The organism is Spirosoma humi (assembly GCF_054776575.1).
This window is the reverse complement of record NZ_BAAHBR010000008.1, coordinates 1,678,302-1,691,049: the sequence shown is the minus strand read 5'-3', so window position 1 is coordinate 1,691,049 and position 12,748 is coordinate 1,678,302. Positions and strand designations below refer to the sequence as shown.

11 protein-coding genes are annotated in these 12,748 nt (G+C 50.5%); 5 read left to right on the top strand and 6 right to left on the bottom strand.

Going from position 1 to position 12,748, the window contains the following annotated elements:
• Together ACYU8Y_RS15680 and ACYU8Y_RS15675 are read right to left on the bottom strand one after the other, a co-directional pair.
• Positions 1-423: a hypothetical protein gene (locus ACYU8Y_RS15680; protein WP_460938836.1), complete on the bottom strand. Its 423-nt coding sequence runs from the start codon at positions 421-423 to the stop codon at positions 1-3.
• Between the two features lie 87 nt (positions 424-510).
• Positions 511-2,175: an ArnT family glycosyltransferase gene (locus tag ACYU8Y_RS15675; RefSeq protein ID WP_460938834.1), complete on the bottom strand. Its 1,665-nt coding sequence runs from the start codon at positions 2,173-2,175 to the stop codon at positions 511-513.
• A gap of 279 nt (positions 2,176-2,454) precedes the next feature.
• Here ACYU8Y_RS15675 and pgi point away from each other — a divergent pair, with 279 nt between their 5' ends.
• The 5 genes from pgi (at position 2,455) to ACYU8Y_RS15650 (ending at position 7,469) form a co-directional block, all read left to right on the top strand.
• On the top strand, positions 2,455-4,113 hold the full coding sequence (gene pgi / locus ACYU8Y_RS15670; RefSeq protein ID WP_460938832.1) for a glucose-6-phosphate isomerase: 1,659 nt from the start codon (positions 2,455-2,457) through the stop codon (positions 4,111-4,113).
• Between the two features lie 162 nt (positions 4,114-4,275).
• Positions 4,276-5,136: a porin family protein gene (locus ACYU8Y_RS15665; RefSeq protein WP_460938830.1), complete on the top strand. Its 861-nt coding sequence runs from the start codon at positions 4,276-4,278 to the stop codon at positions 5,134-5,136.
• A 141-nt stretch (positions 5,137-5,277) separates the two neighbouring features.
• Positions 5,278-6,180 (top strand): hypothetical protein, encoded by a 903-nt coding sequence (locus ACYU8Y_RS15660; protein WP_460938828.1) that lies wholly within the window; start codon positions 5,278-5,280, stop codon positions 6,178-6,180.
• Between the two features lie 154 nt (positions 6,181-6,334).
• The gene (locus ACYU8Y_RS15655) at positions 6,335-6,901 is read left to right on the top strand and encodes a precorrin-2 dehydrogenase/sirohydrochlorin ferrochelatase family protein (RefSeq protein WP_460938826.1); all 567 of its coding nucleotides are present in this window, start codon (positions 6,335-6,337) and stop codon (positions 6,899-6,901) included.
• 19 nt (positions 6,902-6,920) lie between these two features.
• Positions 6,921-7,469 (top strand): NADPH-dependent FMN reductase, encoded by a 549-nt coding sequence (locus ACYU8Y_RS15650; protein ID WP_460938824.1) that lies wholly within the window; start codon positions 6,921-6,923, stop codon positions 7,467-7,469.
• 3 nt (positions 7,470-7,472) lie between these two features.
• Here the strand turns inward: ACYU8Y_RS15650 and ACYU8Y_RS15645 are convergent, their stop codons facing one another.
• The 4 genes from ACYU8Y_RS15645 to ACYU8Y_RS15630 form a co-directional block, all read right to left on the bottom strand.
• The gene (locus tag ACYU8Y_RS15645) at positions 7,473-7,808 is read right to left on the bottom strand and encodes an MGMT family protein (RefSeq protein ID WP_460938822.1); all 336 of its coding nucleotides are present in this window, start codon (positions 7,806-7,808) and stop codon (positions 7,473-7,475) included.
• A 98-nt stretch (positions 7,809-7,906) separates the two neighbouring features.
• The gene (locus ACYU8Y_RS15640) at positions 7,907-9,067 is read right to left on the bottom strand and encodes a serine hydrolase domain-containing protein (RefSeq protein ID WP_460938820.1); all 1,161 of its coding nucleotides are present in this window, start codon (positions 9,065-9,067) and stop codon (positions 7,907-7,909) included.
• Positions 9,068-9,639: 572 nt separating this feature from the next.
• Positions 9,640-10,212 carry a DUF3109 family protein gene (locus tag ACYU8Y_RS15635; RefSeq protein ID WP_460938818.1) on the bottom strand — a complete coding sequence of 191 codons (573 nt, stop codon included), beginning with the start codon at positions 10,210-10,212 and terminating at the stop codon, positions 9,640-9,642.
• A gap of 107 nt (positions 10,213-10,319) precedes the next feature.
• A complete protein-coding gene (locus ACYU8Y_RS15630; protein WP_460938816.1) occupies positions 10,320-12,743 on the bottom strand; it encodes a LysM peptidoglycan-binding domain-containing protein in 2,424 nt (807 codons plus the stop codon).
• Positions 12,744-12,748: the final 5 nt, after the last annotated feature.

Below are 12,748 nucleotides of genomic sequence, written 5' to 3'. Positions count from 1 at the left end.
TTATTTGGCCACAACCTGTACCACGTACGTTCGAAGAGGTTGCCCGCTTCCGGCGGCATTCATTGGTTTAGCCGAGAAAATAACGTTTGCCGTACCCACCGTAACACCTTTTATCTGAAAAACCGTTGGGCTGGCCCCCGTACGTTTCAGTGTATCAACGGCTGGGGCGAGTTGCTGGCGGGACACTTCCACGACTTCCTGATTATCGGATGTGCCAATCAGCTCGACGGAGTTATCGCCACGGCTTGGGACCGAAATTTCTTTAATTTCGCCAACAGAAACCCGGAGCTTTTTCTGAGAGCCAGTACCTGGCTGGCTGCTTTTAGTACAGGCCAGAAGGCCCCCTGCCAGACCAATTACCCAAACAGATTGGGTCATCCGGCGGAGCCAGGTACGAGCTAATACGACAGGTGATAACGTCATTGGAGTATCCATGCCGGTATAACTCGCGGCCTACCCCAACGGTTTAAATCGAGTCAATTCTGATACGTTTCAGGGAGAGCCTGGGCCTTACTTTGCTTTTCGCTGATAGAAAACGAAGCCATTTTCTTCGCCGGTTTTTCGAACATCGGGCAACGAATCGAGCAGGGTTGGCTGTTCGCTGGCTTTGCGAATAAACAAAACATCTTTGTCTATTCGGCCCCGCAGAAGCCATTCGTCGTTATAGGAGTTGGGATTCGTCACTGGCGGTTTCCGGGTATAGAAATAAGGGCCATAACTATGGTATCCGAAGGTTCGTACGTAGACGTCCTGCCCCTGGGCGCGCTCAAAAAAACGCATGGCCGCATCCTGCGAAATGCCTTCGATACGGCCAATAAAAAACCAGAGTGTCAAGGTAATAAAGATGGCCATACCCCCGAAAAGCGTTACCGATGCACGAGCTGTCTCGCGCTGGTTGAACCAGATGATCGCCAGCACCAGAATGACCAACAGCCAGATACCCGGCAACACCTCCCAACCGGTCCAGTTCACCTTGGCATCCAGGTTGCCCTGGGTAAACGCATCCTGGTCGGCATACGATTTCACGATATCCATACGATGAGCCAGGATGGGCAGGCCAACAATGGCGGCTACATAAATACCGCCGACCACCAGCAAACCCGCCCGCATCCAGTTGTTGAACTGGATTTTGCGTTCTTCCAGTTGCATCAGCGTCAGCGCAGCAAAGTAGGTTAAGGGAAAATAACACAGGGACGAGTAGTGCACGATTTTCGACTGCACAATGCTGAACAGAACCAGCACAACCCAGAACAGGATGAGCATCCATTTTCGGAATTCCCGCTGGTAATTCCGCTCGATAAAAAGCGAACCGAAAGCTCGGATGCCAAAGATAGATGCCGGAAAACAGCCCACCAGCAGAATAATAACGTGATAGGCGGGAAAGCCGACATGGCCCGCATCGGGTGTACTGAACAGCCGAAACTGATAAGCCAGGAAGTTACGCATCAGCTCCGGGCCATGCAGAAAAATATCCAGCCCGTACCACGACAGCGATACAAAGGCCGCAGCCACTGAAAAAGCCAGAAATTGCAAGGGAGAAATAAACCAGCGAAAGCGGCTCAACATCCAGTAAACGAGCAGAACCAGACAGATAATCAGATAGGCTACCGGCCCTTTGGTCATAATTCCCAGGCCCAGTACCAGGCCACCGATCAGAATGTATGTCCACTCATTTTTGGGGACCGTCATCGCCCCCCCAAGGCGTTCCCGTTTCCAGGAGGCAAAGATCAGATTGACTAAACCACCAAAAATGAACAGGTTGAAAAATGGGTCGATAATGCCCGACCGGAAATACAGATGGGGCGTTACCGACCCCAAATAAGCCAGTGCCCACAACCAGCCAAACCGATGGCCATGTAATTTTTGGCCAAGGTTGTAGAGGTAAATCAAGGTGATGATACCACAAATGGCATTGGGTAGCCGCGCCGAAAATTCATTGATACCAAAGAGGTTCATCATAGCCGCCTGAAACCAGAAAAACAGCGGTGGTTTTTCGTAAAATGGCTTGAAATCTATGTGAACGTGCAGATAATCCCCCAGGGCAATCATTTCACGGGCGCACTCGGCAAAGTTGATTTCGTCCCAGTCGAACAGTCGGACGCCCCCCAGAAATGGGATAAAGAACAAGGCCCCTGTAACGAGCAGCACCAACGAATAAAAAAGTTTTTGATTCATTAAGGAAGTATAAAATGTCACTAATGAGCTCCTTTCCCTGGAAAAGAACGTGTAAAAATAGCCGAAAAAAGATTGCCGGGATTACCGATATTCGCGCCGACAAGTCAGTTTATGGTTTTTGGTATTCGTTGTCTCTCAACTCCGTGGCTTGTGTCCCCACGGGCCACTCCATCCGGATGGTAACGTTGGCTGACGCGAAATGGCCTGTGTCCCCACAGGCCAGGGAAACGTTACATACCGAATACCGTAAATCGCAACCGTTATAACCAGCAACCCCTTATGCTCGCTAATCATCGATTCACCAGTTTACCGGCTTATAATCAACTTCAAGCCCATTACGACAGTCTCAAAGATCAGCACATGCGCGATCTGTTCGCCCAGGACCCTGAACGTTTTAATACGTTCACGCGCCAGTTTGAAGACATACTCCTCGACTTCTCCAAAAACCGTATCACCGCCGAGACCCTCGGTTTACTGGAACAATTAGCTGAACAGGCGGGCCTGAAAGACGCCATCGGTAAGATGTTCTCGGGCGATAAAATCAACCGGACCGAAGACCGTGCCGTACTGCACATTGCCCTGCGGAATCGCTCCAACTCCCCTATTCTGGTCGATGGTAACGACGTGATGCCCGAGGTGAACGAAGTGCTGGCGCACATGAAATCGTTTACGGAACGGATCCGGTCGGGCGAGTGGAAAGGGTATACCGGTGAAGCCATTACCGATGTCGTAAACATTGGCATTGGTGGTTCAGACCTTGGCCCCGTTATGGTAACCGAAGCACTGAAACCTTATGCCGATGACAAAAAGCTGCGCGTTCATTTCGTTTCCAACGTTGATGGCGTACACATCTACGAAACGTTGCAGACCGTTCGTCCCGAAACAACGCTGTTCCTGATTGCCTCCAAAACCTTTACCACGCAGGAAACCATGACCAATGCACAAACGGCACGGCAGTGGTTTCTCGATTCGGCTAAGGATGAAGCGGCCATTGCCAAACATTTTGCGGCTCTGTCGACCAATAAGAAAGACGTTGAAAAATTCGGTATCGATCCCGACAATATGTTTGGCTTCTGGGATTGGGTGGGCGGCCGATATTCGCTTTGGTCAGCCATTGGGCTTTCCATTGCGCTGTATGTAGGCTTCGACAAATTCGAGGAGTTACTGGAGGGTGCTCATGCGATGGACGAGCATTTCCGCGACACACCCATTGATCAAAATATTCCCGCTATCCTGGCTTTGGTGGGTATTTGGTATAACAACTTTTTTGGCGCCCAAACCGAAGCCATCCTGCCTTACGATCAGTATATGCACCGCTTTGCGGCTTATTTCCAGCAGGGTGACATGGAAAGTAATGGCAAATCGGTTGACCGCGACGGAAATCCTGTCGATTATCAGACTGGGCCAATCATCTGGGGAGAGCCCGGCACCAACGGCCAGCACGCCTTTTACCAGCTGATTCACCAGGGAACGAAACTGATTCCATGCGATTTTCTAGCACCGGCCATCAGTCAGCGCCCCATCGGCGAACATCATAAAATTTTAATGGCTAATTATTTTGCCCAAACGGAAGCTCTGATGAACGGCAAAACAGAGCAGGAAGCAGCCGACGAATTACGTAAATCAGGCAAGGCCGAAGAGGAGATTCAGTTCCTGGCTCCGTTCAAAATGTTTTCGGGAAATCGACCAACGAATTCTATTTTATTCAAGAAATTAACCCCACGAACGCTTGGCAGTCTGATTGCCATGTACGAGCACAAAATCTTTGTCCAGGGCGTTATTTGGGATATTTTCAGCTTCGATCAATGGGGCGTCGAACTGGGCAAACAGTTAGCCAGCCGCATTCTGCCCGAGCTTCAGAACGATGCCCCTGTCAGCTCACATGATAGCTCGACAAACGGGCTGATGAACGCTTTCAAAGCGATGCGGACAGCGTAGGTATATGAAAGTATGACAGCCTATTTTTTTACTCGTTCGACAAATTAAAATTTTTCAAAAATTAGAATAGTTCAAAACATTGCTAAACGGCGGCCTGTTAATGGGGTGTAATGACAATTACATCCCATTGTTGTATAACTCAACGCAATAAAACAAAACGCTATGAAACGGCAATTTTCACTTTTGGCAGTATGCCTCTGTGGTATCGGCTTTGCAAACGCCCAAACCACAACCAATACCTACTCGACAACAGGTACAACCACGAACGCTTCGTATACATCGCCAGTAACGACCGACAGCACGAATTCGACCAATAACATGTCGAACTCGATGAACACGAACAGCTCAACGACAACGCCTAACACAACGTACTCGACCAACAGTACGCCAACGGACGTTACGACCACCACGACCACTGTCGATACAGATCGTCCGGAGCGTGTGAAAGCGACCAAAGACTACAAAAACTTTGTGTTCGGTATTTACGCTGGGTTGAACTCAACAAAACTTAAAGGCGAATCAACCGGTGGCGACATTTCGGGACGTTTGGGCTATCAGGCTGGTTTCTTTGTGCGGGGCGGTGGCCGGTTCTTCGGTCAATTAGGTGCAGAGTACTTTGCCTCTAGCTCGAACTATTTTACGAGAAATGACGGTCAGACAATCAGCCAGATTCAGGACCAAATCAACATCCAGTACATCCAAATCCCTGTGTATGTTGGTTACAAACTGCTTGAATCGGATCGTGGTATTTCGGCTATCCGGCTGCAAGTTGGGTTAGAGTATGCGAACCGGATTAATTCGAACAGCGGTCAGTTTAACCTGAGCAACTCGGAGATCAAGAGCGGTACCTTCAATGGTCTGGGCCAACTGGGCTTTGATATTGGTCCCCTGCTGATCGACCTTACTTACCATTATGGTTTGAGCGATTCAATCAAAAATCCAACTAACGGGAATGTAACGTCGACTGGTTTCAACGGTTCGTCACGCCGTATCCTGAGCGCAAGCGTTGGGTTTAAATTCTAATATCACGTAGTGAATTAATTAAGGCCGCCTTCCAACGAGGGCGGCTTTTTTATACCGTCAGCACCCCAAGATATCATTTATTCCCCCAAACATTCCCCATCTGTGGGCGGTTGTAGGAATAAATACTCAACGTGTCACACTATGAAAACATTGACTAAAACAGTTCTTCTGGCAGCAGGCGTATGCAGTACGAGCCTTGTATTCGCCCAACAAAATTCGTATGACGACCGCTATGATCGGTACGAACGCAATGATCGCTCGTACCGGCGCGATGAGCGCAGAGATGACCGACGCATGGAAGAGCGGCTCGACGAGCGCCGGGAATATAACCGTCGGGAGCAAGAAGAACCTCGGTACAATAATCGGTACGAAGAACGGCGGGGCGACAGTCGGCGAGATGACCGCATGTATGACGAAGCCGATTTGAGCAAAGCGTACGACGAAGGGTTTGAAGATGGACAGCGCAATCAAATCGTCAGCGAGCGGCAGGAGCGTCGTGAGAACTACAAGCATTTTACCTTTGGCGTATATGGCGGAGCTAACTCAACCCGCTTTGAAGGTGAGACTACCTCGGGACAGGGGTTGACAGGACGGCTAGGTTACCAGCTTGGCTTTCTGGTACGGGCCGGTGGCCGGGTTTATGGCCAGATTGGCGCAGAATACTTAACGTCGAGTTCGCAATTTTACAAAGCAGGTGACGGCCAGGCCGCCAACGCGGGTGAAATCATCGGCAACATTGACCAGCGCTACCTGCATATACCAGCTTACATTGGTGTAAAACTGGCGCAGTCAGATCGTGGCGTATCGGGTATTCGGCTGGCGGTAGGTGCTGAATACGCAACACCATTGAGCACGGACAAAAACGACTTTAACCTGGGTAATGCTGATTTTCAGGCAGCTACGGTAAACGGTCTGGCTAACCTAGGGTTCGATGCAGGCCCAATCACACTGGATTTCGTCTACCACTACGGATTTGCTGACGTGATCACCAGTGGCAACAGCAAGCGCCGGATATTAGGGGTGAACCTGGGATTCAAATTCTAGGTGAATAAGCGTTTCAAGTTGCAAAAGTCGTAAGTCAAAGTAGGTATAGAAGTCGTAAGTTTGTCACGGGACCGTATGGTCTGTCTGACACCCGCGTCTTACTCCTGCTGCGACTTACGACTTTTTTGTATTACGTTATTTACAACCCGTTCTTATGAATACCCTCTTCCCTATTTTTGTCAAGGCTGAAAACCTGCACGTGCTCATTGTGGGTGGAGGGTATGTTGGGCTGGAAAAGCTTGCAGCTCTGCTGGGTAATTCGCCGGAGGCCAACGTTACGCTGGTGGCGTCTGAAATTCGGAGCGAGATCCAGGATATAGCGCGGCAGTATCCGAAACTACACCTCATCCAGGAGTCCTATCACGCTATTTATCTTTCGGATAAAGACCTGGTTATTGTCGGCACCAATGATAAGGCGGTAAATCGGCAGGTGCAGGAAGACTGCAAAGCCAGACGAATTCTGGTCAACGTAGCGGACACACCCGATTTGTGCGATTTTTACCTGAGTTCGGTCGTAAAGAAAGGAGACCTGAAAATCGCCATATCCACCAACGGTAAATCGCCCACATTTGCCAAGCGGTTCCGGGAAGTTCTCGAAGACATTTTACCCGACAGTTTGCAGGAAACCCTGGACAACCTGACGGCCATCCGAAATCAACTTAAAGGTGATTTCGTGCAGAAAATGGAGAAACTAAACGAGATCACAAAGGTGTTGCGGTAGATATCAACGCACCACGGCCATGCACATCCTCGCCATATCAGGTAGTCTTCGGGCTGGCTCTACGAACACAGCGCTCCTACGCACTGCTGCCGAACTGGCTCCGGCTTCGGTAACCGTCACGCTATACGATGGACTGGATACTATTCCTGCTTTCAGCCCTGAACGTGATAAAGAAAACAAAACGGCGTCGATCGATGCACTCCGACAATTACTTCAAGACGCTGATGCTGTGCTTTTTTGTACCCCGGAGTATATTCACGGGATACCGGGTACGTTGAAAAATATGCTCGACTGGCTGGCTTCATCGGGTGAATTTGTTGACAAACCCGTTGGGATTATCAGTGCCGGGCCATCCGATACGGGTGGTTCACGGGCGCATGCCTCGCTGTCGTATACACTTGGAATTCTGACGGCTCAACTGCCTGAAAAAGCTTCGCTCATCGTGCCGTTCGTTAAAACAAAAATCGACGCCAGCGGTCACCTGACCGATCCCATCCTGATTCAGCAAATAAAGGATGTTGTTGAGGCCCTGATCGATGCAGTCCAGTCGAAACAACAGCCAGCCTGACGGCTATAGGGCTAGTTCGACCATAGGGTCCCAAAAACGGGTTTTAAACTCGACGACCCGATCATTATCGACCCGAACGCCTTCATCTTCGAGCAGTTGCTGCATAATAGTTGGTCCGCCGAAGAAGTGTTTTCCCGTTAACACGCCTACACTATTGACCACCCGGTGAGCGGGTACGTCGGGGTGGCTATGACTCCCATTCATGGCCCAGCCCACCATGCGGGCACCGGCCCGCAGGCTCAGGTAACGGGCAATCGTTCCATAGGTTGTCACACGGCCTTTGGGTATCAGGCGGACAACCTCATAGACTTCCTCAAAGTAATCACGTTGTTCGGGCATACACGGCCAGCTAGTTGTTCCGATCGGCAAAGTAAGCATACAGGCCGCACACAAGGAAAGCCTTGGGCTGAATCATCCTGACTATTTTTCGTTGATAGTCATTCGCCTTTAGCTTTCATGCCTGCGATCAACTCCCGGAATAAAACCGGCCACCAATCGATGTTTCCCCATCGTTTCCCAAAACGGACGATGACCGTTTCATGGAGCGGGCTGCAATAAATAAATTGCCCCTGATCGCCCAGCGCAAAAAAATCGGCTTCTTGGTGCGGGCCGTTATGGTACCCCCACCATAAATATTTGTAATAGCCTATCGGGCTGGATATCCACTGCCCAAGGGGTGGTTTGTTGCGGCTCAGGTACCGTTGATAATCGGCCGCTTCGTCGAATAGCGGTGTACTGGTGCTCTGCCTGATCCAGGCTTCCGGAATAATTTGCTGATTCTCAAACCGACCCTGATTTACGTAGAGCAAGCCAAGTCGGGCAAAATCGCGGGCAGTCGCGTTAAAGCCAGTATCCATTTTCGCAAAACCGGAACTACGGCTATCGATATTCCAGGAAGCTGGCCGCTCGGTTCCCATCCGGCTCCATAGTTTCTGCGCGCAATAATCGGGTACAGCCAGGCCCGTGGTGTTCTCCAGTAGGCGCCCCAGCAACAGCAAGTTGTAGGCATTGTAATGATAATAGCGGCCGGCCGGTTCGATGGATTCACAGTGAAGGAGCTGTTGACGTAAATCAGAACTGTACTGAATACGGGCCTCATCGCACCAGGGCATTCCACCTTCTCGGTACAAAAGACCGGAACTCATACAGAGTAAATGCCGGATTGTTAACGCCGGGCTGATGTGATTGGCTAGTTCGGGGAGTTGCGCCAAAACAGGGTTATCCAAACCGGGCAAAGCACCTTCGCTCAAGGCGATTCCTACCAGTGCCGATACTAATGCATGCGTGACCGCTAAGGATGTGACAACACTGGTAGCCGTGTAACCGTCGAAATAATTTTCATAGACCAGCTCGTTCTGATGAATGATCAGAAAGGAAGTTGTGCCCGACTGCCGCAGAAATGACTCCAGTGGCTGTTGGGATGACTTTTGCTGGTGCGTGATCGTTACCGGGCCTACTACCAAGGGCGAACCCGACACCAAAGGCATCAGCCGGTCCGGATTATTGGAAACCAGTTGTTTAGAAAAGCGCCGATGATCGTCGAGATTCGGTAGACTCCAGGCGATACACCGGTATATATACGATAGATTGGTGTCCATGTTCCTTATAACCCACCGACATTTTTTACATCCACTTCTCTTAAACGATTAGCTCCAAAATGCATACAAGATTATCTACAGTACATTCTCCTTAATCTATTAAAACTAAAATAGACGAACTTTATGACACCGTTTTATGAACGAAATATATTTAATGGTTAAAGATATATTCTTTTTTTTATCTGAATCTATGCGGATTTATAATTTTATCTGCCAAAGGGGGCTATCGGAAAATTTAGTACGGGCCTTATTGAATCGCTCAGTCTGGTTGCGTGAGGCTTCACGGCGTGTAGACGGTAAAGGCTATACGTTAAGTTTTACCTAACTTATGATCAGAACAGGCTTTTCTTCGAACCTGCCGGTGAACTAGTATCATTTTTTTATGTAGCGCAACGGCTCAATACTTGCTCGTATGCCCTGATTGTTCAGATCATACTTCTGAAAAACAACCAGGGCAATCAGAACAACTTACGGGCATAAAAAAAGAGGGCCGATTTATCTGGAAGCTGCCTGTCAGTTTGCAGATAAATCGGCCCTCTTTTTTCGGCTGACTATGTGGGCAGCGTAACCCGTTAAATGTCACTTTTCTCTTCGATCGCTTTCGATAAGCGGCCATACCATTCTTCACCGTAGGCCCGCACAAGCGCTTCCCGGACAAATTTGTAAATGGGCACATTCAGTTGTTCACCCAGGCCACAGGCAGGACTACAAATTGGCCAGCGATCATAGTTCAAGGCATGGAATGACTCGTATTTTGTGACACGAATCGGATACAAATGGCAGGAGATGGGCTTTTTCCAATCGACCTTTCCATCATTGTAGGCTTCTTCGATGCCGCACTTGAGAATACCGCGATTATCCCAGGTCGCATACACGCACTCCCGTCCAGCTACGGTTGTGGTTACAAAACCACCGGTTTCGTCGGATTCGTAGCCCCCTCTCTGTTCAATAACCCGAATCCCTTCCGGTGATAAATAGGGCTTTACATCTTCATAAATTCGATCCAGAATAGCGGGTTCGTCGCCTTCCAGGGGCGCGCCCATATCGCCTTCAACGCAACAAGCGCCTTTGCATTTATCTAAGTTACACACAAAGAATTTTTCGGCGACGTCGTCGCTGATGCAGGTATTGTCAATCAGTATCATGTATGTAAAGATACGGGTTGGCTGACAAATTTTTGTAATAACCCCTGCCAATAAAAAAAGCTGTCCCGCTCTGGGACAGCTTTTTTCGAAAAGAGTCATTCAAGCCTTTAAGGTTTCATAATCTTAATTTTCTGCCCCACTTTGACACCGGCATCCGTCAGGTTATTCCAGGTCTGTATCTGCTCGATAGAGACCCCGTAGATTTGCGAAATCCGGAACATGGTTTCACCTTTTGCCACGGTATGATAAGTAACGGCCGACTCAGGTGCCGTGGTTGTTTTGGCCATCACCGATGCCGATGGTTTCACCAGCCGACCGCCGGGGGTGAGTTTCACGGCTAGTTTTTTTCCAACTTCGAGTTTATCGGCGGTGGTCAGATCATTGATGGCAAGCAGCTCATCAACCGTCAAGCCATAGAGTTTGGAAATACTGTAGTACGTCTGGCCTGGTTCTACGGTGTGCGTTGCCGCCGACCGGTTCACAGCAGCAGCCGTCGATGGACGGGTTGAAACCGATTCCGACACCTCTTTGGTTTCCGTTCTGGTTACAGCGGGGGCTTCCGGGCGAGTTTCCGTTCTGGTCACGACGGGGGGAGCCGGGCGGGGTGGTGCTTTGGTTGTTGGCGCGGCAGTCGGAATGGTCAATGACCCATCAGCCTGCTGCTCCCGTGGCCCCTCGTATTTACCCGTTTCGGGGCGGCCCACGTCAGGGCGACCCATATCCGCATCGGCTACCCGAGCTGGCTTCGGGCGGGGAGTACTTGCATAAGTATCCTTGGGTCTTGAGGTAGTCGTTACGGGGTTGCTGTCCACCCTGTCGCGCTCGGGCGTAGTAGCAACCGGTACCGTTTTCGTTGGTTCCGGTCCATCGGGCGTTCGCACAATAACTACCCGCTGCGATCCATCGCTCGTTTCTGACCGATTCGTGCTGGCGGGTACAGGCGGCCGGGTTGTGGTTGGGGCAGGGCTTGTCGTGGGCTGGATAGACGGCCGTTGGGGCTCCGACCGCTGGGGAGTTGCCGGCTCCGATGTACCATCGTTCGGGGTTACTCCGCCACCAACTAATTTGGGCTGATACATTTTTCGTTCCGAAGCATTGCGTGGAATTCCATCACTGCCGGAAACGGGCCGGGCGGCACCACCCGTTGACGCCGATGCCACATCCTGACGTGCGGGAGGAGTTGGCGTGCGGTCGTAGACCGGTGCCGTAGGCGAGTTGATAATTTCGATTGGCTTGTTGTTAGGTCGGCGTTCGCGGAGCCACATAACCCGCCCGGTAGCCAGTTTTTGGACCCGATCCAGGCGGTTGTACCGCATCAATTTTTTTAGCCGAAGTCCGTAGCGTTGCGATATGCTCCGGGCCGTTTCATCCTCGCGAACGGTATGAAAAGGCACCAGTGCCTTTTTGCGTTTCTTCGCCAGGTAATAGACATCATTGACAAGTACCGGATCGCGGTCGCTCATATCATTGTACCGCAAAAAACTCGACAAACTGATTTTGGCTTTCCGTGCCAATGAGCCAGCGTTATCACCGGCCTGCGCCTGAATACCCGGCAAGCCGTTGATCTCGTACAGAACCGGATCGGTTTTGCTGCTCATACCCGTCGTTACGCGCCGTAGCACAGGAAAACCAACGTCATTCTGAACGAACTCGGGCGTTTTTTTCGAATCGACATTTACGATCTTCTGCCGAACATCGTTGATCTGGTCGCTGGCAACAGGGATCGCCATGACGTAGACTTTGTCGGTCGGCACACCATCGCCCAGCACCCAGCGATTGTATTTGCGGAGTTCAAATTCATCGACGCCCAGTTCCTCAGCAATGGAACGCATGGTTTTACCGCCCCCGTTCGGGTATTCGATGAGCGCAAACCGGTTGCTCGTCTGATGGAACTTCAGTGCACTCTCGATGGCTACCTTGTGGGCAAAGAACCGCAGAATGTACCGATCCGTGTTACCGTCCAGGGCTACTTCGCGGGCGTAAGCCCAATCGGGCGGAATCAGCTTGGTAATGCCACCCGCCCCGAGGTAATAGGAATATAGCGAAGCAACCCAGTTGTTGAACTGGCTGTTGTTTTTCTTCAGGTATTTAGCCGCTCCGTGTGTAGAGCTGGTAATGCTTTTTCGCTCGTCGATTTCTTCATCCACGCGCAACCCATTATCAATGGCGGTTTCACGCTTGAACTGCCAGTAGCCAACAGCTGTCGATGACGATACGGCATCGGGTGTGAGCGAACTTTCCTGAACAGCCAGGTACTTAAAATCGGTCGGAACATCTTCGTCGATCAGAATGGACTCGATCATGGGAAAGTACAAAACCACCCGATCAAGTTTAGCTGTCCAGTATTGCCGGTTAGCCAGCAACGCATTCACATCCTGCTGCACAATACGCCGGGCATCGGGATTCAGCCGAACCGATATATCGGCAAACGTTACCTGCTCCGGTACAGTCGGAATCGATGTGGTTTGGGCCGATACCTGTACTCCGATCAGAACGAGGCAAAAGATTAGGGAAGAAGTCAGTTTATTCATTGTCA

Bases quoted from the DNA above. Each gene is read 5' to 3' on its own strand.
- ACYU8Y_RS15680 (WP_460938836.1), bottom strand. From the start codon at position 423: ATGACGTTATCACCTGTCGTATTAGCTCGTACCTGGCTCCGCCGGATG.
- ACYU8Y_RS15675 (WP_460938834.1), bottom strand. From the start codon at position 2,175: ATGAATCAAAAACTTTTTTATTCGTTGGTGCTGCTCGTTACAGGGGCC.
- pgi (WP_460938832.1), top strand. From the start codon at position 2,455: ATGCTCGCTAATCATCGATTCACCAGTTTACCGGCTTATAATCAACTT.
- ACYU8Y_RS15665 (WP_460938830.1), top strand. From the start codon at position 4,276: ATGAAACGGCAATTTTCACTTTTGGCAGTATGCCTCTGTGGTATCGGC.
- ACYU8Y_RS15660 (WP_460938828.1), top strand. From the start codon at position 5,278: ATGAAAACATTGACTAAAACAGTTCTTCTGGCAGCAGGCGTATGCAGT.
- ACYU8Y_RS15655 (WP_460938826.1), top strand. From the start codon at position 6,335: ATGAATACCCTCTTCCCTATTTTTGTCAAGGCTGAAAACCTGCACGTG.
- ACYU8Y_RS15650 (WP_460938824.1), top strand. From the start codon at position 6,921: ATGCACATCCTCGCCATATCAGGTAGTCTTCGGGCTGGCTCTACGAAC.
- ACYU8Y_RS15645 (WP_460938822.1), bottom strand. From the start codon at position 7,808: ATGCCCGAACAACGTGATTACTTTGAGGAAGTCTATGAGGTTGTCCGC.
- ACYU8Y_RS15640 (WP_460938820.1), bottom strand. From the start codon at position 9,067: ATGGACACCAATCTATCGTATATATACCGGTGTATCGCCTGGAGTCTA.
- ACYU8Y_RS15635 (WP_460938818.1), bottom strand. From the start codon at position 10,212: ATGATACTGATTGACAATACCTGCATCAGCGACGACGTCGCCGAAAAA.
- ACYU8Y_RS15630 (WP_460938816.1), bottom strand. From the start codon at position 12,743: ATGAATAAACTGACTTCTTCCCTAATCTTTTGCCTCGTTCTGATCGGA.